A 23,604-nucleotide genomic window follows, 5' to 3' on the forward strand; every position below is an offset into this window, starting at 1 on the left:
CCGCACTCGCCATGGCAGAACTGGAACACCTTCTTAAGGGGTATGACGCCGACCACTGTCGGCTACTGGAAAACGTCCTGGATACAGCCCACCGGCATTACCTGGAGTCCTGTGGACCGCTAAAGAGAGAAGGGGGCCGCGTCGGGAACCGCATATCAGGCACCCGCCACGACGAAGCACATTTGTGTGTACGGTTTATGTCAACACGCTATGAATTGGCCACTGAGCTTTGTGCCGCTTATGTGTGCAGCAGGTATGCTTATGGGTGATCGTACCGGTTACTTCTTGTCTTCCAACGAGGCCAAGCGGCTAATTTCTTTCATACCGAGACGAGCGGCCACGCCCATGGCGGAGGCTTCGAGTTCGGCCTTGCCGTGTGAGACGATTTTGTCCATGGATTCCTGCATCAACTGGGTGCTGAAGGCCAGATTAACCGGCAGGTTGGCGATTGCGCCGGACAGAGACTGATATACTTCTTCAAGCTCGCGCTTTCCTGCCTTGCCTTTTGCCACCAGCAAAGCCAGTGCTTTCAGCTTTTCATTCACTTTCGCCATCTCGCGCTCAGAGGCTTCCCGGATCTGACGCTCATAACGTTCGCGTGTCGACTCAATATAGCCAATCTCCGGCTGGCGCTCATAGTCGCCGCGAATCAAACTGTTAATGGTACACGGCACGCCGTCACTCATTCCGAACGATGTGATCATTGAGGCCCACTGAGCCGGAGACAGACTGACTTTCAGAAGTGGGGAACGGCGTCTGCCTTCCGCCAGCCGATGACGGATCACTCCATCGCGCTCAACCTGCTCTGATTCACTGAAGGTCAGCGTAATCACCTCTTTATGAATGAGGTCGGAGGCATACAAGCGCTGCCCCGTCGTTGTCGTGCGGCTTACCGATACCTGCCCGTATGCCGTGTGACGGGTGATCACCTCTTCCATCTCGTTTTCTGTTACCGTCGGTATTACTGTGTTTTCCATTGTCATGCCCTGAATCGAATTAATGTTGACAGCGTCTGGCGTAATACCGATGTGAGACCGGACTGCCTGGGAACTTTACCCGTATCACTCGCTAAATTGGACGCCCGCTGACCGGAGTAACTCTCTGACATCGTCTGCCAGGAAATACGTTTCTGTTGTGTTGCCCGGGCCATCAAAGAAACAGGTCTCGGGCAACTGAATTGCCTGCGACTGCTGCTGTATCTGTTCCCGGGACTCGTTACTTTCGACGATAGCATCGGCAATGACTTCTGTTGCCCAATCGCGATCAAAGCCAGGCATCGTATGGAGTGATGCCACCATGTCGCTGGGTAAGGCATCGATATAGTCCAGAGCCGCCTGAGCTACCGAAATCAGTTCTTTCATGGTTGTCACCTTACTGTTGTGCTCATTCACCGCGCTTAACTCGCGTGAGCCGATTCTTTACGTTTATTGATAAGAAACTCTTCACCGCACGTTCCGCATTTCAAAATGTATTCTGCGTGCCTGAGTTGCTTTAAGGACATTGCTTTGCAAACGGGGCAGGCAAGGTGTTCTGAAAGCCGACGCATCAGTTGATTAATTTCAGAGCATTGTTCTGGCGTTAACTTGTGGCGGGTTTCCCACTTATAGGTCGCTTCCCGCACGACACGAGCCACGATATTTTTACCCTTCATCACTCTTGTCCTCCGGTGCAGCCAGCCATCTTACTCACTTCCGTGCGCATGTCAGCGAATAATGACCAGGTCAGGACCAAAACTGAATCCATCGCCCATCCGGTCGGAATGCTTCGATACATACGATTTCCCGTACTTCTCCAGGTCTTGCAGGCTTGATTTTGCCAGATTCCATGAATACTCATGCCCCCAGATTTCCCCATCCCGATCAGCAAATCTTGCGGGTTTATAGTTGTCCTTGAGCAGAGCATAGACACGTTCGAGAGTTGGTAATTCTGGACTGGTCTTAACGTTAGATGCGTCAGCGTTCGTCATTATTATGTACTCATTCGAGTTGATGGATAGGGAAGGTTGCACGCGAACTGTGGCGCTCCCCGTTTTACTGATAACCTGTCGGTGCTCATGCACTACGAAATTAGAATGATTGAAGGCACGTCACGCTTCCCGAAAACCTTTTCCCGTTCCGGCGTTTAGGAAGCGAGTATTCGCCGTCAAACCGGTAGATGCCGACCTTAGAGCAGGGTCCTCCGTCTTTAACCAATTCCCAGATGAAATCGGCACGGTCACTGAAATAGCCAGGACCTTCGTCAAAGGATGAAAATTCACTATGCACAACACACAGATCGCCGTGCTGACCGTTGATAAAAACGAAGTGACCTTTATGCTTTTCGCCTGGCTTCGCATCGAGGTGTCCAAACGTTTGATACATTACGGAGGCTTGATGTTCTGCCCCTGTCTTTCCAAGTAATTCACGCATCTCACTCCCCCTTTGCAGTTGCGACCATTGCACGGTAAACATCTGCAAGACGCTGGCTCATTAATCGAGACATTTTTCCAGTGGCCGAAGTTATCTGCTTCCGGCCTGCAATTAGCTGTTCCATCGTGGGAACTACCGGGACGCGGGTCATACCTTCCACTTCTCCTGCGCCAGTAGTGGTAACTTGATCAACATACTGCTCAACCTGATGCTGCTCTTCGTCGGTCCTCCATTATGATTTCTTCAATCAGACGTCTTACAACCCAGTTACTTAGGTTGCTTTGTGACGGAAGGCGCTTATACCTTCCGCCTCGGCCATTTCGTTGCCCGCGCTGAGCATTCCAGCGTCGAAGTACGCCATCGTTAATTTTCGGTGGTAGTGTGGCAACATCGCCCATCTGCCTGACTCCTGTCCTGAATTATTTCACTCGGGGCCAAAATACCGCTGTGTTGTTTGCCAGGTTACACCCCTGGCACCAACAGGGACGGGCTGTTATAAGAAAAGCGGTCTACTGGAGCATCTTCAAATCCGTGGTTCGGCGCATCTGGTGTCAGAACAAGGCCGTCATGTGCCGCGTGAATATGCAGCAGTGAATCACTGCCCGTGTCGATGTGCAGCGTCGGTACACCCCGATCGATCTCAAAAATGAGGCCGAAACAAGTCGTGCCGGATTCATTCACCACTTCACACTGAATGTTTTTCTCTTCTAACAACACCTTCACCTGATAGGACTGACAGTCTTCTTCTGGCAGCTGGGTTTCACCCAGTTGCCAGTCCTGTAACGTCCGGATAATCTCTGAAGGCGTTGCCTGCGATTCCGGCGTCAGAAGCGCATACACCTGCTGGCGGAACTGCTGGCTCAACTCCTCCATCAGGGGATTGTCCTCGCCATCGAAATGTTCTTCCCAGCCATCAGGATCAGCGTGCATCCAAACGTTATGCGTCAGAGACGGTAGTGAGTCGTCAGGGTGTACGATGAGATATGGGGAGCTTTCTTTTGTTTCCAGATAGCGGACAGGCTGGCCATCCAGCAAAGCTTCATCAACTGCCGTACCATCGGTTTCCGGCAATGCGATTTCCGTGACATTGCCGCCGCAATGCTCTGCCACAACACGCCCCAGATCCTCCATCAGTGCGCGATGTTTTTCTGGAGAATCCAGCTCGCCCAATAATTCCGGTTTTACCAGTAATGCAGTAATAATTGTTGCCAGTTCACGAGTTGAAATTAATTTAGCCATGATAGTCATCCTTTCATCTGATGTGTTAATTCTAACAGTTTCGGTTTGCTGGCTAATAACCCGGCGTGAAGTTTTTTAAAAATATATTCGCCCTTTAAACAAAGAGCGAACAATGGAATTAAAAAAGGACAAATTTGTAATTAATGAATCAGGAGGCTGCTTTAACTAATAAGCCAGGGCGACCGTTGGTATACCTGTCAGGCGGCGAAATACCGAATTCATGATTCAGGGAGTCAGTTGAAAGGACCATGCCGCCGTGAGCAGCCTGGACGTGCAGAACTGAAGGATCAGTGTCACCCGCGTTTACATGGACCGAGGGAACACCATTTTCAATTAACAACGTCAGGGCCATTACCAGGCGTGATTCCACATCCTGTACTGCCAGCTGGGCATGACCGCCGAGCGCCATAGTAACGATAAACTCTGCTGAAGACCCGGGCTGTTCGTCGTCGAGGTTGCAGTAATCACGCATTCGTACCACCTGCGAGGGAAGATTAGCATGGTTGGTTTGTGTCTGAAGGAGCATCCGCTGGAGGGCGTAGCGGCGAACTGAGCACTCTTTATGCGTCGGCAATTCATCAGGGCTTTCTTCGTCGCTGCCTTTGATATGGTCAAGCCAGCCATCTCGGGCATGGTGACGCCAGACATTATCGGTGAGGGAGTGCATGTCCGCGCCGGGAGATACGACGAGATAAGGGGTTACATCCGGAGAGGTCAGATAATCGGCCTGGCTTGATTCATCGCGATCCACCGGCATGATCACACCGTCAATCTCTCCTCCGCAATGTTTCGCCACCAGCTCAGCGATATCCTGCATAAATGCTTTATGCGACTCCGGTGTTTTTAATTCATTCATTAATGTGGGTTGCACCAGTAATCCACAGACAATTTCCGCAAGCTCGGCAGGTAATAGACATTTTGGCATGGTTGGTTCTCCTCTTTTTTGAATGAGAACACTCTAACATTCCGGCTTATTTTCCAAATAAGTTGAAGGCATTTATTTTTTTAAAAATTCATATCCAAACTATAATTAAAATAGTCCATTTTAATCTCAGAAAAGTAACTTTTCTAAAGGCTTACCGGGAGGGCATTAACGAGTGTTTCGTAATCACATTTGTGCCAGTTGAAAGCCGGTGTGCATGACCATTGTTTCGTGACCTTAAACCCAGGAATCGTCGAGCGTCTGGGAGAAAGGCTGCGACACCTTCGGTTAAGATGGGTCTTGTGAGTGGGGAAGGGACGCTACAGCCGGAAGACAAACTGAATCTGCCATTTCAGCCCGCGAGTATCCCGACCCTGTGCCACCGTTTTATAGCTAACATTTCTCCTTTACTGTAGCATTCTGCCGTTTCGCCATCCTCTCGGAACTTCGGTATACCGCGAGCGGAATATTTGCCAGTCATATGGCCCTTACTGGTAACCGGAAAAAAGCTTCATGAAGGCGGATAGGAAGTTCCTTAGACGCATATGGTGTTTTTAAATTAACACATAAGCATTGCTACTCATAAGGATGTAAAATAACCATGCCCATTAAGGATGTAATTAAGACCTCATTGGTTTTTTTTTGGTATTTGTAAACAGACAATTCCGAAAATATTTCTCAGTAAAATTGAATCCTGCATATATAAACTGCCTTTAGCAGTGCTGCAAAATTATTTTTAAAAATCTTTCATTCAGGTTATTAGCCAGCGAGACCAATCTGTCATGATTACTTCAGACCAAACCTGAGGAATCAAAAATGGATAAATACTTTGACCAGAGCGGAATTGAAATCGACAACGCTAAGATTCAGTGTATTGATTCAGTAAAAGGCACCGGGGAATATATTTATCGGGTCACTTGCAATAAATGCAAAGGCCGTGGTGAGCGTAAACACTTTTATAGGAGCCGCTGCATGGCATGTAATGGTACGGGCTATAGCCTGGTCACAACCCGTACATGTTACACCCTTTCCGCGTTATATCGCACATACCCGGAAGCGGCACGCAAGATTTCAGCAGCTCAGGCAGTAGTGCGTCAGCGTGCTGTACAATCAAAGACTTCCGCGTTCAATCTGTGGTGTAAGAGCAATCAGGAACTGGTTGACGCCATCACACAGCAAGACGGGGAGAACAGCTTTCTGAACAGTCTGAAATCGACGTTATCACGGAAATATCCATTAAGTGATAAACAACTAACGGTCGCAGCCAGAATTCTCGGGATTTAATAAATCAGCTTCAGGCTTTTATAATTCTTATTTAATTTTACTCATTCCATTACGGAGGAAGATATGATCCATTCATTTAAAGACAGACGGCTGGAAAGCTTTTTCCGTAATGGAAAGTCCACAGCAGGTATTCCTGCTGATCTGTTAAATGCGATTTCATGCAGACTGAAAACGTTAAATAATGTAAAAAACGAACGCGAATTGTTATCAAGTAGTTTGCGTTACGAACGCTTAAGGATGACCGCAAACCGGTACTCTTCCATTCGAGTTAATTCAAAATATCGGTTATTCTTTGTGTGGAATGATGGCGTACATAACGTTCACCTGTCGGCGCATGATTATAAATCGCTAATCCATTAAGGTAAAAAATGAAACTTTTCGGTATTTTATCCAGGGATGCAGGCACGGATGCGATGTTTTATATTCAGACCAGCACTAAACAACAGGCAAGCTTCATATTTGATGCCCTTGTCCCCCGGCTGAATGCGCATTGCCAACTGATCGACCCACTGAATGAAACAATTATACCTTCACTAAGCCGGACGACACTTTCTTTACAGCCCTGGTCCCAGAATACCCAGACACGGACGAGTGAGCTGAAGATGACGACGCACGGTCTGACTCTCTCCGGGGCAGTGATGGTGGAACACTCCCGGCAGATCGTCGACTTCTGCGATAACCTGGGCCTGCGCCTCGATGCACCCACCGGGAAACCCAGCTGGACAGAACTGATCAATGCTGACCTTGAGCAGCTTAATTCCCCGCGTTTGTTCCCCGTCCTTACCCAATCTGGCACGGAAGGACAGTTTCAGATCTATGTCCCGGCACCGGCTGTCATTGACGCCGACGTAGTCATTGCAAGCGTGATCGGCGAGTGTTTTAGCGGCGTTACCCCGTACTGCGTGAACGGCACTCCATATCCGCTGACTGAAAAGCCGCTGATCCGGATGGAGGCACACGTTAGTGACATGCATACACGGGTTTTTGAGCTGACATTCGTCAGTTATAACCTGGCCCTTACTGCGACGGTATATGACAACAATCTGCGCCAGGTTCTGATGCTGTGTGAAGATTTTGGTGTCACCCTTCAGGGGCGAGCGGGTGCATCCTGTCATGCCTACATGCGTAACGAATACCGGCGGCTTGCACATGTAGGTGTTTGCTCACGCTCCGGGGCTGAAGACGATGTCCGCGCTTACAGCTCATATAAAGAGGAAACCCTGATCCGGCAGCTGCTGAATCAGGCGACGGCGGACAGCACATTGATCCCGGCGCGACACGGCCAGCAATTTAACGGTGTGCTGATGAATGCCACCCCGTCATCAGCAACCACCGGATTTATCTACCTGTCACAGGAATTCCCGCAAGGCCAGTTTATGATGACGGCGGAAGTGGTGAATGCCAGCAGCACGCCACGGGGGATCAGTTACATCGAAACGGTGGACGGTTACCGTTTTATTGTGACTGCATACGACACGAGAGCGATGAATTCCCTGACCGAATTTCTTGAAGTTAACGAGACCTATTTTACCCCATACCGCTGGGCGTAGCGCCAGCGCACCGGACAGCCAGGGAGGGCATCCGGAAAAGGTGATTTCACGCCATCAACAGAGCGCGAAACTCGCAGAAAAACAGACTGGCCCTATTTTAATACCCGATCACCGAAGCCAATTGCCTTCCGGGCAGAATGCCTGAGTATACCGGGTCTTAGCGACGTGGGATCAGGGCAGCCGGGAAAAGTAACTTTTGAAAAATTAGACGTGGTCAGTCGGCATGGTGTATTAAATTTCAAATCCTCTGGTTATATTCCTTCTTATAAACAATCCTCCTAATTTTTAAAGCTATCAATCACATCATCAACTATTCGGAAAAATTTTGCCGCAGGTTATTAGCCGTCGAGCGCGTCCTGGTATAATTGCCACATACCAACAGGAGACATCATGAATAAATTAGATATCATTTCCAGTCAGCTTAATTTCATTTCCCTTCTTAATGCTGTCGGTTATTCCGTATCTGATGTTGTATTTAAACGTCACGGTGCATCAACCGACTTTAATGCAGGTTTCTGGACGTTTGTCGCGGAGCAGAAAGATCGCTATATCGAAGTGTCGTGCAGCCTGTCACATCCTACCGCAGAAGGCACGCAGCATATCGATGTGCGCATTGATATGTTTGAAGACCCGATTGATGATGAGATCTCCCGGACTTTAGACACCAACACCTATGCCACGAATTATAAATATATTGAGCGAGTGCCGTTTACTGAATCCGTCAAAAGAGAATTTACCACCAGCCTTGGTGATATTATTTCAGAATAGTGCCAGCTTAATTCACGGCATGGATGCCTGAGATTTTCTTCAAAATATTCTCTTCCGGGTTATTAGGTTTTGAACCCAACCTGGTATTATATATCTACAGGCAATGCCAACAAATAATGAAGCGTCGGAGGCGATATGAGCATTCAGGAATTCGATTTTACCACCTGTGATTTATTTTCCATTCTGGACTCTCTGAATTATTCCCGCGAGGATATTAATGGTCTTACTCCGGCTATTTTCCGGGACGGCGAATTATCGAGAGTCTCTCTCTCTGTCGTCCAGTCTACCCGCTCGGCGGAAATCACGATCAGCCAGCGCGTGAGCACCGCCACAGGTCTCCGCTGCTATGTGCTGTTGATTGCGCAGCATGAAGACCGCATCCACAGTGAAGCCCTCAGCCAAGATGCTGAGGCGCAGTATCAGGTGAATCGCTTTATCCGCAAGATGGCTGAAGTCACGGATGCCAGCACCAAATCGATCAAGAAATGCTCTCAGATGATGAAAAAAATCATAAAGGAGCACCAGTTTAAAGCCAATCCTTCTTTCGGCCAGAGTTTCATCAAGGGTTGATTGAGTCTTGCCCCGGACGCCGGGGCAACGCTGAATAAACCCCTAACCAGCCGGGAGGCGCAGATGCCTGAAAAAAACTTCATTGTCAAAATTGTATGCCGGAATGGCGAGTATGAGCATTCCAGCGTGAAGCTTGTCGCCAGCGATACTGAGGCAAACGCCAGCCAGACGGCATTACTGAATGAGTGTCGCGACGAGGTCGAAGCACTGAGTTTTGAAGACGGCGGAGTGTATGATCTTGGCGGGGAATTCTTCTATCAAGTGAAGAGCTGCCAACAGCTGCCACCGGAGGATGCGGAGATCCTACTTCGTTACCTGTGAACCCGTGGACGGTTGCGTCAGCCGCCGTCCGTTGTAACGCGATCTTGCCTGCCCAGCCCGAGGGTTATGTGGTAATTTCCCGGCAACAGAATGATTCGAAATTAAGGTTATCAGTATGAAAAGTAAATTTGCTGAGCTGCCGGTGAAAAACGGGAAATCCGGTAACTGGACGCTGGACTCCTTTGTGATTACGCCAGAAAAAGCGCAGACCCTGAAGCTTCGCGCCGAATATACAAAGGATCAGGATGAATATATCCCGGCAGGCGTCTACCGGCGTTTGTCCTGTGATAACGAAGTGGTGATGTCCAATACGCCGATGGAGATCCGTACCTGTGAAGCTTTCATTGAGCGAGCAACTGGACGCATCCTGATTAACGGACTGGGGCTGGGAATGGTGCTGCACGCCATTCTTCAGAAGCCTGACGTGACCCACGTGACCGTCATTGAGAAGTCTCAGGATGTGATGAACCTGGTTTCCAAAGCATTTGCTCACGATCCCCGCGTTGAAATTATCCTTGCGGATGCTCTGAAATACTGCCCACCGGCAGGCGTTACCTTCAATGTGTGCTGGCATGATATCTGGCCAGATTTTTCGAGATCAAATCTTGATGAAATGGAAGCGCTCGAACGCAAATATCTCCACCTGTGCGACTGGCAGGACTCGTGGGGTAAAGAGCAGTGTGAAGCTGCCCTGATTCGTTTCGCGGCGCTGGAATCGTCACTGGAGTCCCTGATGCAGAAAGGGAAGTGACCTGCTTCACCGTCTTCCTGCGCCCACTTACGTTGAACTGAATCCATTTTAAGGATGACTGATGAAGAGTTGCTTTTCTAATTTACCTGTTAAAGATGGAACATCCGGTGCCTGGACACTGGACAGCTTCGAAATCTCCAAAGATAAGGCGGTTAGCCTTTTCCTCCGTGCCGCTACGGAGGATATCGACGCGGTTTTACAGCCCGGTAACTATCGCCGCCTTTCAAATGGCAGAAATGTGGTGATGACCAATTTGCCATACGAAATCCAACTCTGTCAGGAGTTCATAAAGCGAGCGACAGGGCACGTCCTGATCAACGGACTGGGGCTGGGGATGGTGCTGCACGCCATTCTTCAGAAGCCGGAAGTTAACAACGTGACTGTCATTGAGAAGTCGCAGGATGTGATTAACCTAGTTGCCGAGGCCTTTGCCCACGATCCCCGTGTTGAAATCATCCATGCGGATGCTCTGGAATACTGCCCACCGGCAGGCGTTACTTACGATGTGTGCTGGCACGACGTCTGGGCGGGATTATCGAGTTCAAATCTCGATGAAATGGAAGCACTCGAACGCAAATATCTCCACCTGTGCGACTGGCAGGACTCGTGGGGTAAAGAGCAGTGTGAAGCCGCCCTGGTCCGTTTTTCAAGGATGGCTGATGAGCAACCTTAACAGCGATTTGATTGCGCGGATCTATGCCGCGTCAGACACCCCGTTAACGAACGAAGAGCTGTATCGCGAGGTACAACGCGAAACGGGGATGTCGGATGCAGAACTACAGAAAATGAAGGCGTTCGGCTCGGACAAAATGCGAACCAGCGGCGTCAAGCATCAGGTTCGCTGGTATCAGCAGACGCTGCGGCAGGCCGGGGTGATCGAGCGTGTCCCGGAAAAGCGGGGCGTCTGGCGCTATGCCTTCAAAAATGACAAGAAGCTGCATGAGTCCTGGGACAAACTGTGCGTCGTTGGCTTCTCAACTTCGCTCGGGGCATCGGTCTTCGGGAATGCGTACGCGTTCTTCAGCAACATCAATGAGCAAATCCATCTCTGCCTTACGTCGCCCCCGTTCCTGCTGCGTAATGCCCGAAATTACGGGCACGGCGGCGGACGCGGTGAGCAGGCGTATATTGACTGGCTGCTGCGGATTCTTGAGCCTATCGTGAAGCAGCTCGTGCCGGGGGGCAGCGTGGCGCTCAATGTGACGCAGGACAGCTTTAATCCAGGCAGGCCATCGCGCTCTCTGTATCTGGAAAGACTGACACTGGCGCTGTGCGATAAGCTGGGTCTTGAGCTGATGGACAGACTGAACTGGGTGAACCGAGCGAAACCCCCGTCGCCGACTCACTGGGCGTGTAAACAGCGTGTTCAGCTCTGTTCGTCTTACGAGCCGGTGCTGTGGTTTACTAATGACGCGCAAAAGGTTCGTTCGAACAACATGCGCGTTCTCCAGCCTCATTCAGAGCAGCATCAGAAATTGCAGGCGTCCGGCGGCGAAAACCGCACTACATTTTACGGGGATGGCGCTTACCAGCTTAAAAATGGCGCCTTCGGCAATAAGACAGAAGGGACTATCTCCAAAAATACGCTTATGTTTGGCAATGCCTGCCCGGATACGCGGCTCTGCCATCGCATCGCCCGCGAACTGGGGTTTCCGCTGCACGGTGCAACGTCACCCACTCGACTCGCCGCATTCCTGATCGAGTTCCTCACCAGGCCTGGTGATCTGGTAGTTGAGCCATTTGCCGGTCTGCACAAAGTACCGGTTGCCGCTGAGCGGCTCGGCAGACGTTGGTATGCAACGGACAAAATAATGGAATGGCTCGGGATCTCGCGCAGCCTGTTTACAGAAATGCCGGGATACCAGAGCAGCCCGATACTCGATGACCTGGTTGCCCTTTACCGTGATGAACTGCGGGAAGGGGGATGAGCTGGGCGGTTTAGCCTGGCCAGCAGCCGGAAGTGACGCCAGCGGGGATGTCCTGCGGCGACGGCGCTGACAGAAAATGATTCAGCAACATACCGGCGTAATGGCCACCAGGATTCTTCTCCCGGATGCCTTAAAAACGACGGCGACAATTTTAATCACTGAAGGGAGTGTGAGCATGAAGAATTTGACTGAACAGGTTTCCCCCATTGAACTGCAAAAGGGCGACCGTGTTGAAGCGTACGGCGCATTAATGGAAGTGATGCACATCGTTGAATCCGGCTGTGATGTCCCCGGCGGCGTCCGCGTTGCCGCCTGCGTCTCGCGGGTTATCGGTGACACCACCGGTACTATTCCGCGTGGATGGCTGGAAACGCCCGAACAAATGTCGGAACGGGGGGCAACCTGGGCCGCAGAGCTTCCGGCTGGGCTGTACTGGAACATTCAGGGCAATGCCCATGCCAGAGTCAGCCGGGTGACGAACTGACGTTATGAGAAAGGTGAAAATATTGCCAGTAGTCACCCATATGGTATAATTGACATACCAAATGGGAGGGTCGGTTATGACTATGAAAGTTTTTTCTCCAGATTTATCCAAAATGAACCCGCACGGCTTATGGCAGGTGGTGGGTCTGGATAATGACGGCATTGCGCTGATGGACAAAATTAGCCACGGACTGGAAGGTAAAGTCGCTCATTCCATTTCTGAATGGGCGAACATCACGCCGTCGGAACTGCGCAAAATGTCCGGCATTCCGAACACCACCTTCAATCGCAGCGTAAAAGCCCGTTTCACTGCGGATCAGAGCGAACGTCTGGTGCGTATTATTCGCGTCATTGAACGGGCTGTAGAGCTGTTCGAAGGCGACAAAGAGGCAGCACAGAAATGGATGAACGAGCCAAACCGTGGCTTGAGCTGGAAGACTCCGGCAGATGTTGTCTCTTCGGAAACCGGCGCACTCGAAGTGATGCGCCTGATCACCCGTATTGAACACGGAGTCTATTCGTGATCCTGTATCGGATGACCAAGACCCGCTATATTACGACTGCATGGTCGGGATTAGGTGCGAAAGAAGCGGGAGGCCGCTGGAACAGTGTCGGCACAGCACTTGTCTATCTGTCCGAGACGGCCTCTCTGACCATGCTGGAGACGCTGGTGCATATCAATGCCCCGCAGCTTCTGGACGCTTACACGCTGCTGAGCATTGATGTCCCGGATGACCAGATCCAGGCCTTTGACTTGAACCTGCTGCCGCCGGGCTGGGCAAGTGAAGATGCGCCCGCAGAACTTGCCCTGTATGGCGATAACTGGGCTGAAAGTGGCTCTTCTGTTGCCCTGCGTATTCCCAGTGCATTATCTCCGGTGGAGTTTAACTACCTTTTAAATCCGGCTCATCCGGCGATTTTTGATCTGATGAAAACCGTCCAGAAAATTCCTTACCAGTACGACACACGGCTGAAATAGTTTCAGGTTTATATAACCTCCTGGATTGAGATGATAAATGATGACAAGCGAAAAAATCTTTAAAATCAGTGTATCGCTCGTTGTGTTATTTTCTTTCGTTTACTGGGGGCTTGATCCCGAATTTATCTGTAAATTTGCCAGTGACCCATCCAGTACCTGTGATTATTCTGAGCGTATTCCATTGCTTAACTTTATTTCTTCAGTATGGGCATTGATGCTGACTGTGACTCTGGCTGGCATTCTCGTTAAGTGGGTCAGAAAAAATTAGCCGCAGCTTTTGAACCGGGACAGGCTCTTCATAACGTCTTGTGTTCCGTCTGGTATTGCAACCGGGGCAGAGAGTATTTTACTTCAGATAATAACCTGAATATTTGAAATATACTTTTATACCAGACGATGCAGGTTCGTTGCGTACTTAATTCCGAATATGTCAAATGTGAAATGAATTGCAATCGGATAATGTGATTTTGCTGTTTCCAGATTTGTTCTCTTCCTGTTTTATTCCTCTATTTTTAAAAATTTCGCTTTGTACTTATTAGCCAGTGAACCGACTTTGCTAAAATATCCCTACAGCAACCCAACTGACGGTCGAGGTTAATAGTATGGAATCCGAACAGCTCATCACTAAAATTACTCAGACACTGAAACGCCCCGACGGCTCTGAAGTGCGTATTGTGGTGCAGCAGTCATTTGGCTTAGGCCTCACGCCTTCGCTGGGTGTGTATGTCCTGCGTCGCCCGACCACTGTCGACAACTGGCAGTTGTGCAAAAACACACCGCACAAGGACTGGCGCACCATGTCGGTGGATGAATACCAGAAACACGGGCGTTCTGAAATGCTGCGGTACGTCTCCATCGGCGAAATCCTTCGCCTAAGCGCCGCGATTGGCAAACCGATGAGCTACGTTGATACCTGTCCGGGTTTACAGGGCTGATGGTGTATTTTACCCGTAGCAGAACTGACAAATTTAAAAATTGCAGACGGAGAAAAATGATGATTAACAAACAGGGCAACGCTGTAAATCTCCCGGACTTAAGCCGACTGTATATTATCTCAGGCCGCATGATGTTTGATGATGAGGAAGAAGTGATGCTGGTTGAAGCCGACTCCTCCGGTGAAGCAGAAGCGGCATTCCGGCGACATATCGCCGACAGAGAGGCACACATTGAAAAGGCACTTGTCATTTCGTCGGCGTCCCTTCAATCACTGTTACCAGACCGGATCATTGTTTCCGCCCTGACACATACCTTATAACTGAATCTTTCCCATTTAATAAATGCCGCCCTTGTGGCGGTTTTTTATTTTTTCCGCATAATTACTTAATGCCGCCCTCTAAATAATGGCTGGATTAATAAATATGGCGCCTGTCTTCTCTATAAAAACTTCGAAAATATTTCATTTCGGGTTATTAGGTGCGGGTATCTGTTTTGATATTATCTATTCACAGACAGCAATCACACTTAATTAAATAAGGAGTTATGCAATGGCAAATAATTACACTCAGGCATCCTTCACAATTCTCTGTTCACAGGAACAGGCTCAGATGGCTCTGGACGCGATTGCGTATGTTACGGACACGGATGTGTCGGAAGGTGATCACCTGCTGTCTAAACCTGCTTCAGAGTGTTCCCTCACTGAACTGCTGGTCCTGGGTATTATTCAGAACCACCCGGAGTGCGATCCGTTTGAGCCGACTTTTGGTCAGCCGGAGTCACCAGAAGACAATTACGAGCTGGAACTCAAAGCGGAAATCACCGGTAGCGGTCTGGCAATCAGCCATGATGAAAGCATTAACCTCGACCACGCAATCGCGGTAACAACTGCCGTGTTGTCGGTGTTTAACCTGCCTGAAATGGTCACAATCAATGCCGCTTTCGTCTGCGACCGACCACGCGAAAACGAGTTCGGCGGTGCGACAATCGTGGTGACTAAAGATACACACCACTATGAGGAAGGCTTTAATTTTTCCCGCCTGATGAACGAAGCCCATGATGCCGGTGTTCAGTATGCGTTGGTGAAAGTGAACCAGTATAACCACGAAAACACATACACAGAATGCTATCTGATGAGCTGCAAAGCGTCTGAATCGCCTTATGACGTTGCACGCCACCGCCTGGCCTCGGACGAGAGTACTTCTGACGATCCTGATGAGGATGGAGTCATCATTCTCAGCGAAGAAGACAACACCAGCATGGCGCTTCACAGCGTCACCGAACTGACGCCCGTCGTGTACGACAGCCTGAGCAAATTGCTGCCTTCGCTGGACGTATTGTGCCCCGTGACTGCCTGATAACCCTAGATTGCCACCGGGACAGCCGGTGGCATGGAGAGCTGAAATGTTCAATAAACTTTTGATTGCGTCCGCTAGCTGCATCAATGAATTTGCGAGTGAAGTCCCGCAAAGCGTCTTCTTTTCCATTGATACATCGCTGGCTCAGCGTATCCGTGAACTGGCGGCATACGTGAAAGAGAATGATTTGTACGTTGCAGAGTTTTTCTTCTATGACTGCCTCTGGTCCGAAACATCGGAAGAGGACATTGAGGAACTCATGGCGAAGGCTGCATTTATTGAAAGTGACAGTAACGGGCAGGAAACCATGCTCCGGGACGTCATGCCGTCCTCTCGCACGGAAACAACTTCCATCCGGGTCATGAAAGAATCATTTCAACTGACGGCTGTACCCCGCCATTGCGGTGATGACATGATGCTCAATACCCCCAGAATTCCGTTGGCAGAGCTGGAATCAAATACGACGGTTTTAATTACCCAGCAGTATTCGTGAGAGCGTGGTAAAGATAATATATTTATTGCCGCGTAATTCTATTTATTCAGTGCTATTTAGTTAAATTGGCATAATTCCAATTTAACTAAATTTATCTTCACATATTGCACTGAAGATATTAGATGGGTTTAATAAATAACGCGATAATGCAGCGAAAGCCAAAATTCAGGAAATAATATGTATATCGAAATAAAAGAAACATTCCTTGAATTACCCTCAGAAATTCAATTTTCTGAGGCGGCTAACGCTGCCATTCTGACGCAGGATAAATGGGGCGATGTCTGGCAAACACTGAAGACCGATGCGGATCTGAATTATACCGATGCCGGTGAGCCGGTCAGTCTCGCATCGCGCGTGACGACGGCAACCAGTGCCATTTATCATGCGATTACCGAAGGCTGGACCATGTGCGTCGGCTACAGCGGCGGGAAAGACTCCCACTCGCTACTGCACCTGTTCCTCATGGCCCTGATCCGTGCCGTACGGAACGGGTCGAACGTCAGCCAGCACCACTTCATTCAGATCTCCAACACCCTGATTGAAAACCCTGAGATGCATCATCAGTCCACGCAGGTTCTCAGCCAGCTCCGAGCCTTTATTGCCGAACAGCAACTGCCCGTGACCGTCCTGGTGGCCCACCCGTCCATGACCCAGAGCTGGGTCGGACGCATTCTGACCGGGCGCGGACTTCCGACCTGGACAAATTCCAATACGCGTCAATGCTCTACAGATCTCAAACGCTCTCCACTGCGCCAGGCCAAAGCCCGTTATTTAAAAAATGCACCAGCTTCCGTCCGCAACAAAGTGTGCCTGATGCTGGGTTCCCGCGATGATGAGAGCGCCCGTCGGGCAGGCAACATCCTCAGAATGGGCGGGCAGTCGGACAGCGTCTCGCTCACGGAGCTCGGCGGCGAACTGTACCCGGTGAAAGAGTGGCGGACACAGGATATCTGGTCATTTCTGATGGCCTGTGGTTCGCTGGCGCGATTTCCGCTGCCAAGCTTTTTGCCGGACAACTTCAGCCTCGCCACGCTTTACAAAGACGCGACCGGGGAATGTATCTGGACGCCGGAGAAATACACGGCCCGGTCTTCTGCCTGCGGCGCTCGCTATGGATGCTCGCTTACTCTTGTTTTTATGTATTTAGAGTTAAACTCTACTTTTCTATTTTTAGAATTCAAGCTATTCATCGTAATTGAGAGATATCCTTTTAATGTTCAGCAAGCCTGTTAAAAGCACTTTATCTGAACCGCGTTTTGCCTAAATCCTGCTCAATATATACTCTCCCTGAGTTCTGAAATCCTCAAATTCCCCAATCTTAAAGCATTGATACATAGATGATGTCAGATAATGCGCAATCATCTCACCGCCAATATGGATCCGTTCCGGGTGTGAGTATGTCGCCTGTATAGCCCTTTGTTCATTCATCATTACAGGAATTGTCTGCAACAAATCCCCATCCAGGATTTGGCACTCAGGTTTTACTCCTGTTCCGTATTGTAATTGCTCTGATTCGAAATCATGGACTGAGCGATAGGCGAACGAAACGATATTTCCTGTTTCCTCGCAAATTGCGAACTGATAAACACTGGTTGTCACCGTTGAAGAAGAGGGAATTGCATGGTCATGCTTGTATTGTTTCCACAGCCTCCTTAGACAGGCCGATGTATGATAATTGAGATTTTGTATACCTGATACGACCATTCTGGTTGATGCTTCAAGCAACCAGGTGTTAGAAAATCCACCTGCCCCCGTACCTGCTATGATGGTTCTTAGCTGGGGGATGTAACCTGCTTTGGAAACAAAAGATAACGGCTCCCCATTATCGGTGACGGCAAGGGTATCTGTTACAATCAGTGCTTGTGCTTCGTCTGTATAAAATATCAGTGATGACATATTTTCCTCATCCAGAAAAGACATTACATGAATCACAGAACAGGTCACTACAACCACGTGAAAGGGAGTCAGACCATTTTCCAGAGGTAAATATATTCTTGTGTTTGGACGCGTTGCGGTTCTCTGTAAAAAATATATAGCACAAACAAAAGTCCCCGCAGGGATAAATATAGTTATATGCGCTTTTTCTGCTGGCTTTTACAATTGAAAGTGACAGGTAAACGAAATGTGTTACAGGTTTCTTTTGCTTTTCGTTGGGTTCTGTATATGCGAATTTACCCTGTGTGTTATTTTTGCAATGGACTCAGGCTGTATTCAATCAATTAAGGTTTACTTCTGGCATTAAGATGTATCCGTTGCCTGTTTTTTAAGGGCACGGTTTGTGCCGGGAAATGAAAATCACATCTTAAGTTCTTCACTCAAAGGATTTGTGATGTTTATCACGTATGGTCCGGGTAACGTGTTGAGGTCAATGTATTGCATCGTGATGGTGTCGTTACATCTTTTACTTTCCTCCTGATTTGCATATTCACTCCCGGCAACCTGGTTGTTTGTTTTTTCTTCTTCCGGATTTATAGTGTAGGCATGAGGTGGCGTTTCAGGGCGACAGACTGTGAGGATAATCACTAACATTCATGCGCGTTATGGGCGTGTCAGCAAACTGGATGCAACAGAGCCGAAACTGAAATTTGAACCCGGATTTCTGTATGCTGAAATACCTTATATTAGCGGCATCCAGAATCGAAAACTGAGCCGATATGTACACTTTTATCTTATGGATAAAGCTATCCTGCAGGCCAGGGATTTAAAGCCTTTAGCCCGGGCATTTTTACGCTGGATAAGGTGGCTGGAGGATAACGGACTTGACCCTTTCACCCCGGGAACGTTGAAATACCAAAGCCCTACATATGGCTTCAGGGAGTATCTTCTGGGGGCCGTAAGGCAGGGGCGCATCGCCTCATCCACCGCGGCGGTGTACATCAGCGTTATCCGACGGTTTTACGTATTTCTGGGCAAGTGTGGTGAGCTGGCTGCCAGCTCATTTTTTACGTTGGTCGAAAAAGTCGTTGACGGGCGACGCAAGGTGATAAGTTCGGATCTTGCCATCAGGATAACCAGCACAACAAAAAGGACAATCAACCCACTGAATGATGCAGAGGTTCATATCCTGGATGAGGCACTGAAATCTGAGTCCGGGTTGTTCAGTTTAATGATTGTGCTGATGAAAAATTGTGGGTTACGGCTGGATGAAATGCTGACCCTGCCGTCGTCACTCTTTACTGAAGAGTACCTTGCCAGTGTCCCTGTATCTGAGTTGACCATCAGGGGGCTTCATATTGGTCCGAGATGCGGAGTTCATACGAAGTTTGGGATGACGCGAGAACTCTTCATCACCAGACGATTGTACGAGCAGGTTCTGGATTATCTGGCGGATGAGGAGTATGAAAAGAAGATCCAAAAATGGCGTGCACGACAGGGTGGGGAAGGGCGGCACGAGCCTTTATTTTTAATGGCAAACGGGAAACGGATGTCTGAAAAAGCCTTTTACTCCCGCTGGTACAGTTTTCGCCATCGCCTGGCCCGGTCTGCTCCGGGAAATGTGTTCAGACATAAACCCCATGATTTGCGGGCAACGTTTGCGACCCATTTTTTACGCTCGGCACTGAGTTGCTATCCCGATCAGGCCGCAAATGCGCTGGGTACAGTAAAATACTGGATGGGCCATAAAAGCGAAAATACGACGATGAAATACATCGTCTTTCTTCAGCAAAACCAGATTTCTGATGCAGTCGCCGGGGTCATGGACGCATTGATTGACGGTGCTGCAGGTCGCGATGGAGCCATATATGAGCCGGAGTGAAACGCAGATAACGTGGATGGCCGAAAATGTGCTGTCATGGGAGACGGTCAGCGGACACATCACTCAGCGGGATCTGAACCGATATTATTTACTTGACGTTTATCTTCAGGCTCATTTTTCAGATTATGTGTTGCTCCCCGGATGGTTTAGTGAACATTCGCATCTTGCCCGCCCTGAAAAACGCGATTTTATTGCCTCTCTGAAACGATTTCTTCTGTCTTACCGTCCCGCCGGAAGGTTAACCATTTTCCGTTATCTCAATATGTTTTTTATATGGCAGTCAGTCAATCAGTATGACTATGGCACGGCTGAAGGCGTTGAAATGTATATTAAACATCTCATGAACGATATTCGTCGGCGAAAAATTTCAGTCAGGATGGCAAGACACTACTTGTCCGTGGTCAACCGGTTTTTGCTTACGGGCGGGCAGATTCAGAGGCGGTATGAATATGAATTCTTACCGAAAGGAACGTATCAGCAGCAGGGAAGGGATAGCTATACCAGGAATGAACTTTCCGAGATCCTGAGGCAGTTGTCATCCATGAATGAGTTCCTTGCGGGATGTATCCGGGAGCATATCGCTAAATCGGAAAAAGGGGTGCGGCATTTCTCACCGTCTTTGCTGGCACCTGTTTATGAAGCGTATTTCCGGTATCCGGGAGAGAACGGGGTCAGCAGGGCAGAGATCATCATCAGGGACGTTCTGGAAAATTACTTTCTTACTTCTTTTTTTCTGTTCTGTTACCACACATGGGGAAACACCTCTCAGGTTCTGGGTCTGACGCGGGATGATATACATCTGGATGAAAAGGGTATCAGCACTGATTATGTTTATAAGGGGAGAGCGAATAAGTATATACGTCTGACGATAGGTAAATCGGAGTATGTGACCAAACGTGCGGGCTATTACTGGTTTCTGTCTTTTATCAGGCTCAGGGACGACATCGTTAACTATCTGGTTTCCGCAGATAACTTCCCTCCGGTACAGGCGCTGTTTCTGAGTGAGCCGCAGGTGAAATTCCATAAGCTTTATTCTCTTAATCCCAGTCATCTGACTAAATTTTCTAACTCTGAGGGGGCGTGGGCCACGATGCGGCAGCTTAATCCCTCGCTTCCATCAATTACCGTTTCTGGCTTGCGCAAAACGTCTGAGCAGTATACGGACAGAACATTAAAGAATGGTCTGATTACGGCGGAAAAAGCACAGCATAACTGGGGCACTTACAGGCGGAATTATGCTGCAGGTAACCCACAGGGGGCGAAGGAAAACTTCAGTGCTGCACTTGATACGCTTATGAATCAGGGGATTGCGACACGTGCGTTATCCGAGCGGGTAAAAGTTGCTGATGAGCTGGGGATCGATCTGCGTGGAAGCGATGAGGGTGTGGATCTTTTATTGAATGGCCTGGGATGTCGATCGCAGGAGCCGCCTACAGATATTGAATTGCGCTTTATAAAAAAGCAAAAACGATTTGGCCGGACACCAAAGGCTTGTGCGGATTTTTCTCATTGTGTCGAATGTTCAAAAAGTTGCGTTGTGGAAACGCTGGAGTCTGTATGGCTCCTGCTGTCATTCAGGCATGCTATCGAGTATGGAAAACCGTTGTACATCGGTTCGGTCAATGCTGTGGAGCGTTATGAAACGTTACTCCTGAAGATTGATTTACGGCTTGGGCTGGTAGATGAGGCGATCCTGAAAAAAGCGCGCGTTAAACTTCAGCGAGAAGGTGTGGCTCCGGTATGGCAGATTTGAAGAAAAAAGAGGTAAGCCGTAGTCGAATGGCGGAGTTTCCTGCCGGAACGCCGCTTCGTTCAGGGGATGAGTTTCCGACTGAGGATATCATCTGTGAGGCACTAGAAAACAAAAGCTTTGAACGTCTGAATAACTGCCTGGTTATCGCCAGCTCAGATGAACATGATATGCGTTTTATCAATGAGGAGACGCTGAATATTTATTTCAGGGATGATGTCTGGACCAATCGCTATGTCAGAACCCATATTGGTGAAACGTTAAGAACCGTTAATTTTTCAGGCATACGGGATCCTGAACTGCGTCTTGAAGCCAAAATCATCTCAGCCAGCCTGCTCTGGATTGTCGGCAGGACCGCGAAGACGCAGTCCCTGATCCGGAAATGTGCAAACATTGTGGCGGGAGCCCGTATTATTGAGTCTATGGGGTATCGCAGTCTGTTTCAGCTTCGTTTTCCGCTTGTCCGGAATGCTTTCATTGTAAAGATGAAGGAGGAGGATGAGCACGGCAGGAAGCGTTCTGAAAGAACATTACGTAATTACTTTATGGACCTGGCGGATATCTCGCTGACAGGTCATACCCGTCTTCGAAAATACGGTTACTTTCCTGATATTAGCTTCGACAGTTACAACAGTGTGGATGATTCAAACCAGACATATTGTATGCCTTTCAGTCTTATGATGTCTGTCTGGGAAGGGCTGATTACTGAACTGGATGCTGAAATCAGTGATTTCGATTTTGACGGGTTTTCCCGGCTGTGCGCTATCATAAACGGTTTTTATGATTCGCCTTACTATACGTCGATGCTGGAAGCCCGTAAAAGAGGGACAGCAAAAAGCATACCGGATTACCGGGCCGCGTATTACTACAATATTGTTGCCGGGGAAATTCGGGCGCTTTTCGCGACACTTGGCCCCGGGATGCAGGGCTGGTTCTCGGTACATAAAAATAAGCGCTGGAGATCTGATTTTATTGGCGTTGATCACATAAAGCTGAACACCTGGCATTTTGAGCTGACGTTAAAAGTCATGAATGTGATACAGGCCATGTCGGGGATGAGACACAGCGAAGTGCTTGGCGTGATGCACGGTTCACTGATTTATGATGGTGATATCCTGGGACTTCGTTCGGTGTTGCATAAGTTCGCCCCGGAAGGTGGAAGTCACGAAGACTGGGTTGTTTGTCGCTATGTGGAAAAGCCTTTTCAGCATTTACGCAGAATTAATCAAATCATGACAGGCCTGGACGGGAAGACGCTGGACAATGTTCCATTGTCTTTAAATATCAGGTCGTGGTTCTCGGAGCAAAAACTCTCTTTTATGGGGACGCAGCGCCAGACTGAGTGGGCAAAGAAATTTGTGAAAAGACACCATCTGTTCATCCGACGTGACCATATTGATGAGTTCAGGCTTTTAAATCCAAACATACGTGATGATGAACGCGTTGCGATGGAGATTCGGGAGGGGGCTTTCTGGCCATTGCGAACCCATCAGTTTCGCCGTTCACTTGCTGTACACCTCAGGCGTCTTGATCTGATTTCTACTAATGATCTTATCCGGCAGTTTAAGAACTTAATCAGAGGCATGACGGAGTGGTATATGTCCGGTGCACTCAACGCTTCGCATTTTAGCCGGGCGATCCCTCAGGCATTCGCTGCCGAGATTGAGAGGGTTGATACCGAACTCTCAGCTTCCAGGGCTGTTTCTTATCAGCATGAAGGCCTGCTTTATGGCGAAGGCGGGAAGTTACTGATGTCCCAGAGAGGTGGGCACTTACATCAGATGACGTTTCCTACACTGAAAAAAGCGATGAGCATGGCTAAACGAGGCGGGCAAAAACTGGTATCTCTTGGAAACGGTTTTTATTGCATGAATGGCCATGACTGCGAGTTTAAGGCGGTTGTTCAGTCAGCGTCCTGCAATCCGGGATGTGAGAACATGCTGGCCGGAGCTGATTCTGTTCCCGTGTGGAAACGCAGGATGGCTCATTATGACAACCTTCTGGAGATTGCCGTGCGAAATAATGCTCCTCAGGCTGACAGGGATTTTCTGATGCTTGAGAGAGATTTTTATGCAGATGCTGTCCGTTTTTTTGAAAAGGATGAATAGAG

The 23,604-nt window shown here is 49.0% G+C and carries 29 protein-coding genes; 21 read left to right on the forward strand and 8 right to left on the reverse strand.

Going from position 1 to position 23,604, the window contains the following annotated elements; all coding sequences use genetic code 11:
- Positions 1–278: 278 nt before the first annotated feature.
- The 7 genes from C2U54_RS25550 to C2U54_RS25585 all read right to left on the reverse strand — a co-directional run bounded on the left by C2U54_RS25550 (position 279) and on the right by C2U54_RS25585 (position 4,572).
- Positions 279–977, reverse strand: a complete 699-nt coding sequence (locus C2U54_RS25550; RefSeq protein ID WP_022652135.1) for a hypothetical protein — start codon at positions 975–977, stop codon at positions 279–281.
- A gap of 84 nt (positions 978–1,061) precedes the next feature.
- On the reverse strand, positions 1,062–1,361 hold the full coding sequence (locus C2U54_RS25555) for a hypothetical protein (RefSeq protein ID WP_032610385.1): 300 nt from the start codon (positions 1,359–1,361) through the stop codon (positions 1,062–1,064).
- A gap of 35 nt (positions 1,362–1,396) precedes the next feature.
- Entirely contained in the window at positions 1,397–1,651 is a 255-nt protein-coding gene (locus C2U54_RS25560) for a hypothetical protein (RefSeq protein ID WP_022652133.1), read from the reverse strand.
- 51 nt (positions 1,652–1,702) lie between these two features.
- The gene (locus tag C2U54_RS25565) at positions 1,703–1,966 is read right to left on the reverse strand and encodes a hypothetical protein (protein WP_022652132.1); all 264 of its coding nucleotides are present in this window, start codon (positions 1,964–1,966) and stop codon (positions 1,703–1,705) included.
- Between the two features lie 100 nt (positions 1,967–2,066).
- Positions 2,067–2,408 carry a hypothetical protein gene (locus C2U54_RS25570; protein WP_032610383.1) on the reverse strand — a complete coding sequence of 114 codons (342 nt, stop codon included), beginning with the start codon at positions 2,406–2,408 and terminating at the stop codon, positions 2,067–2,069.
- A 462-nt stretch (positions 2,409–2,870) separates the two neighbouring features.
- Positions 2,871–3,647, reverse strand: a complete 777-nt coding sequence (locus tag C2U54_RS25580; protein WP_022652130.1) for a hypothetical protein — start codon at positions 3,645–3,647, stop codon at positions 2,871–2,873.
- 148 nt (positions 3,648–3,795) lie between these two features.
- The gene (locus tag C2U54_RS25585) at positions 3,796–4,572 is read right to left on the reverse strand and encodes a hypothetical protein (protein WP_022652129.1); all 777 of its coding nucleotides are present in this window, start codon (positions 4,570–4,572) and stop codon (positions 3,796–3,798) included.
- 813 nt (positions 4,573–5,385) lie between these two features.
- Here C2U54_RS25585 and C2U54_RS25590 point away from each other — a divergent pair.
- The 18 genes from C2U54_RS25590 (at position 5,386) to C2U54_RS25670 (ending at position 17,220) form a co-directional block, all read left to right on the forward strand.
- Positions 5,386–5,853: a hypothetical protein gene (locus tag C2U54_RS25590; protein ID WP_022652128.1), complete on the forward strand. Its 468-nt coding sequence runs from the start codon at positions 5,386–5,388 to the stop codon at positions 5,851–5,853.
- 63 nt (positions 5,854–5,916) lie between these two features.
- Positions 5,917–6,213: a type II toxin-antitoxin system RelE/ParE family toxin gene (locus C2U54_RS25595; RefSeq protein WP_015063076.1), complete on the forward strand. Its 297-nt coding sequence runs from the start codon at positions 5,917–5,919 to the stop codon at positions 6,211–6,213.
- A gap of 8 nt (positions 6,214–6,221) precedes the next feature.
- Entirely contained in the window at positions 6,222–7,403 is a 1,182-nt protein-coding gene (locus C2U54_RS25600) for a hypothetical protein (RefSeq protein WP_022652127.1), read from the forward strand.
- A gap of 390 nt (positions 7,404–7,793) precedes the next feature.
- On the forward strand, positions 7,794–8,171 hold the full coding sequence (locus C2U54_RS25605) for a hypothetical protein (protein ID WP_015063074.1): 378 nt from the start codon (positions 7,794–7,796) through the stop codon (positions 8,169–8,171).
- 135 nt (positions 8,172–8,306) lie between these two features.
- A complete protein-coding gene (locus C2U54_RS25610) occupies positions 8,307–8,741 on the forward strand; it encodes a hypothetical protein (RefSeq protein ID WP_015063073.1) in 435 nt (144 codons plus the stop codon).
- 63 nt (positions 8,742–8,804) lie between these two features.
- A complete protein-coding gene (locus C2U54_RS25615; RefSeq protein WP_022652126.1) occupies positions 8,805–9,062 on the forward strand; it encodes a hypothetical protein in 258 nt (85 codons plus the stop codon).
- 115 nt (positions 9,063–9,177) lie between these two features.
- Positions 9,178–9,813: a hypothetical protein gene (locus C2U54_RS25620; protein WP_022652125.1), complete on the forward strand. Its 636-nt coding sequence runs from the start codon at positions 9,178–9,180 to the stop codon at positions 9,811–9,813.
- Between the two features lie 61 nt (positions 9,814–9,874).
- Positions 9,875–10,486 (forward strand): hypothetical protein, encoded by a 612-nt coding sequence (locus tag C2U54_RS25625; protein ID WP_022652124.1) that lies wholly within the window; start codon positions 9,875–9,877, stop codon positions 10,484–10,486.
- The gene (locus C2U54_RS25630) at positions 10,473–11,741 is read left to right on the forward strand and encodes a DNA methyltransferase (RefSeq protein WP_022652123.1); all 1,269 of its coding nucleotides are present in this window, start codon (positions 10,473–10,475) and stop codon (positions 11,739–11,741) included. Before C2U54_RS25625 ends, C2U54_RS25630 begins: the two co-directional genes overlap by 14 nt.
- Positions 11,742–11,916: 175 nt before the next feature.
- Positions 11,917–12,225, forward strand: a complete 309-nt coding sequence (locus C2U54_RS25635; RefSeq protein ID WP_022652122.1) for a hypothetical protein — start codon at positions 11,917–11,919, stop codon at positions 12,223–12,225.
- Between the two features lie 82 nt (positions 12,226–12,307).
- On the forward strand, positions 12,308–12,748 hold the full coding sequence (parS, locus tag C2U54_RS25640) for a type II RES/Xre toxin-antitoxin system antitoxin (protein WP_032610495.1): 441 nt from the start codon (positions 12,308–12,310) through the stop codon (positions 12,746–12,748).
- Positions 12,745–13,203, forward strand: a complete 459-nt coding sequence (locus C2U54_RS25645; protein ID WP_022652120.1) for an RES family NAD+ phosphorylase — start codon at positions 12,745–12,747, stop codon at positions 13,201–13,203. Before parS ends, C2U54_RS25645 begins: the two co-directional genes overlap by 4 nt.
- 37 nt (positions 13,204–13,240) lie before the next feature.
- Positions 13,241–13,471 (forward strand): hypothetical protein, encoded by a 231-nt coding sequence (locus tag C2U54_RS27400; protein ID WP_022652119.1) that lies wholly within the window; start codon positions 13,241–13,243, stop codon positions 13,469–13,471.
- 334 nt (positions 13,472–13,805) lie between these two features.
- Positions 13,806–14,138: a hypothetical protein gene (locus C2U54_RS25650; protein WP_022652118.1), complete on the forward strand. Its 333-nt coding sequence runs from the start codon at positions 13,806–13,808 to the stop codon at positions 14,136–14,138.
- 56 nt (positions 14,139–14,194) lie between these two features.
- Positions 14,195–14,458 carry a hypothetical protein gene (locus C2U54_RS25655; RefSeq protein ID WP_032610382.1) on the forward strand — a complete coding sequence of 88 codons (264 nt, stop codon included), beginning with the start codon at positions 14,195–14,197 and terminating at the stop codon, positions 14,456–14,458.
- Positions 14,459–14,687: 229 nt separating this feature from the next.
- Complete coding sequence (locus C2U54_RS25660) at positions 14,688–15,494, forward strand: hypothetical protein (RefSeq protein WP_015063028.1); 807 nt, start codon at positions 14,688–14,690, stop codon at positions 15,492–15,494.
- 46 nt (positions 15,495–15,540) lie between these two features.
- The gene (locus C2U54_RS25665) at positions 15,541–15,987 is read left to right on the forward strand and encodes a hypothetical protein (protein ID WP_015063027.1); all 447 of its coding nucleotides are present in this window, start codon (positions 15,541–15,543) and stop codon (positions 15,985–15,987) included.
- A gap of 177 nt (positions 15,988–16,164) precedes the next feature.
- On the forward strand, positions 16,165–17,220 hold the full coding sequence (locus C2U54_RS25670; protein ID WP_022652116.1) for a phosphoadenosine phosphosulfate reductase domain-containing protein: 1,056 nt from the start codon (positions 16,165–16,167) through the stop codon (positions 17,218–17,220).
- A 27-nt stretch (positions 17,221–17,247) separates the two neighbouring features.
- Here the strand turns inward: C2U54_RS25670 and C2U54_RS25675 are convergent, their stop codons facing one another.
- The gene (locus C2U54_RS25675) at positions 17,248–17,883 is read right to left on the reverse strand and encodes a hypothetical protein (RefSeq protein ID WP_023279901.1); all 636 of its coding nucleotides are present in this window, start codon (positions 17,881–17,883) and stop codon (positions 17,248–17,250) included.
- A 613-nt stretch (positions 17,884–18,496) separates the two neighbouring features.
- Here C2U54_RS25675 and C2U54_RS25680 point away from each other — a divergent pair.
- The 3 genes from C2U54_RS25680 to C2U54_RS25690 are packed head-to-tail and all read left to right on the forward strand — an operon-like array spanning position 18,497 to position 23,602.
- Positions 18,497–19,744: a tyrosine-type recombinase/integrase gene (locus tag C2U54_RS25680; RefSeq protein ID WP_007897923.1), complete on the forward strand. Its 1,248-nt coding sequence runs from the start codon at positions 18,497–18,499 to the stop codon at positions 19,742–19,744.
- Complete coding sequence (locus C2U54_RS25685) at positions 19,731–21,497, forward strand: hypothetical protein (protein WP_040113334.1); 1,767 nt, start codon at positions 19,731–19,733, stop codon at positions 21,495–21,497. Before C2U54_RS25680 ends, C2U54_RS25685 begins: the two co-directional genes overlap by 14 nt.
- The gene (locus C2U54_RS25690) at positions 21,485–23,602 is read left to right on the forward strand and encodes a hypothetical protein (protein ID WP_103181209.1); all 2,118 of its coding nucleotides are present in this window, start codon (positions 21,485–21,487) and stop codon (positions 23,600–23,602) included. Before C2U54_RS25685 ends, C2U54_RS25690 begins: the two co-directional genes overlap by 13 nt.
- Positions 23,603–23,604 lie beyond the last annotated feature (2 nt).

Source organism: Leclercia sp. LSNIH1 (assembly GCF_002902985.1).
Lineage (GTDB): Bacteria > Pseudomonadota > Gammaproteobacteria > Enterobacterales > Enterobacteriaceae > Enterobacter.

Coding starts and splice junctions, on each gene's coding strand:
- C2U54_RS25560 (WP_022652133.1), bottom strand. CDS start 1,651: ATGAAGGGTAAAAATATCGTGGCTCGTGTCGTGCGGGAAGCGACCTAT.
- C2U54_RS25630 (WP_022652123.1), top strand. CDS start 10,473: ATGAGCAACCTTAACAGCGATTTGATTGCGCGGATCTATGCCGCGTCA.
- C2U54_RS25665 (WP_015063027.1), top strand. CDS start 15,541: ATGTTCAATAAACTTTTGATTGCGTCCGCTAGCTGCATCAATGAATTT.
- C2U54_RS25565 (WP_022652132.1), bottom strand. CDS start 1,966: ATGACGAACGCTGACGCATCTAACGTTAAGACCAGTCCAGAATTACCA.
- C2U54_RS27400 (WP_022652119.1), top strand. CDS start 13,241: ATGATGACAAGCGAAAAAATCTTTAAAATCAGTGTATCGCTCGTTGTG.
- parS (WP_032610495.1), top strand. CDS start 12,308: ATGAAAGTTTTTTCTCCAGATTTATCCAAAATGAACCCGCACGGCTTA.
- C2U54_RS25595 (WP_015063076.1), top strand. CDS start 5,917: ATGATCCATTCATTTAAAGACAGACGGCTGGAAAGCTTTTTCCGTAAT.
- C2U54_RS25615 (WP_022652126.1), top strand. CDS start 8,805: ATGCCTGAAAAAAACTTCATTGTCAAAATTGTATGCCGGAATGGCGAG.
- C2U54_RS25685 (WP_040113334.1), top strand. CDS start 19,731: ATGAGCCGGAGTGAAACGCAGATAACGTGGATGGCCGAAAATGTGCTG.
- C2U54_RS25620 (WP_022652125.1), top strand. CDS start 9,178: ATGAAAAGTAAATTTGCTGAGCTGCCGGTGAAAAACGGGAAATCCGGT.
- C2U54_RS25610 (WP_015063073.1), top strand. CDS start 8,307: ATGAGCATTCAGGAATTCGATTTTACCACCTGTGATTTATTTTCCATT.
- C2U54_RS25600 (WP_022652127.1), top strand. CDS start 6,222: ATGAAACTTTTCGGTATTTTATCCAGGGATGCAGGCACGGATGCGATG.
- C2U54_RS25605 (WP_015063074.1), top strand. CDS start 7,794: ATGAATAAATTAGATATCATTTCCAGTCAGCTTAATTTCATTTCCCTT.
- C2U54_RS25625 (WP_022652124.1), top strand. CDS start 9,875: ATGAAGAGTTGCTTTTCTAATTTACCTGTTAAAGATGGAACATCCGGT.
- C2U54_RS25650 (WP_022652118.1), top strand. CDS start 13,806: ATGGAATCCGAACAGCTCATCACTAAAATTACTCAGACACTGAAACGC.
- C2U54_RS25675 (WP_023279901.1), bottom strand. CDS start 17,883: ATGTCATCACTGATATTTTATACAGACGAAGCACAAGCACTGATTGTA.
- C2U54_RS25580 (WP_022652130.1), bottom strand. CDS start 3,647: ATGGCTAAATTAATTTCAACTCGTGAACTGGCAACAATTATTACTGCA.
- C2U54_RS25655 (WP_032610382.1), top strand. CDS start 14,195: ATGATGATTAACAAACAGGGCAACGCTGTAAATCTCCCGGACTTAAGC.
- C2U54_RS25550 (WP_022652135.1), bottom strand. CDS start 977: ATGGAAAACACAGTAATACCGACGGTAACAGAAAACGAGATGGAAGAG.
- C2U54_RS25585 (WP_022652129.1), bottom strand. CDS start 4,572: ATGCCAAAATGTCTATTACCTGCCGAGCTTGCGGAAATTGTCTGTGGA.
- C2U54_RS25555 (WP_032610385.1), bottom strand. CDS start 1,361: ATGAAAGAACTGATTTCGGTAGCTCAGGCGGCTCTGGACTATATCGAT.
- C2U54_RS25635 (WP_022652122.1), top strand. CDS start 11,917: ATGAAGAATTTGACTGAACAGGTTTCCCCCATTGAACTGCAAAAGGGC.
- C2U54_RS25570 (WP_032610383.1), bottom strand. CDS start 2,408: ATGCGTGAATTACTTGGAAAGACAGGGGCAGAACATCAAGCCTCCGTA.
- C2U54_RS25690 (WP_103181209.1), top strand. CDS start 21,485: ATGGCAGATTTGAAGAAAAAAGAGGTAAGCCGTAGTCGAATGGCGGAG.
- C2U54_RS25670 (WP_022652116.1), top strand. CDS start 16,165: ATGTATATCGAAATAAAAGAAACATTCCTTGAATTACCCTCAGAAATT.
- C2U54_RS25590 (WP_022652128.1), top strand. CDS start 5,386: ATGGATAAATACTTTGACCAGAGCGGAATTGAAATCGACAACGCTAAG.
- C2U54_RS25660 (WP_015063028.1), top strand. CDS start 14,688: ATGGCAAATAATTACACTCAGGCATCCTTCACAATTCTCTGTTCACAG.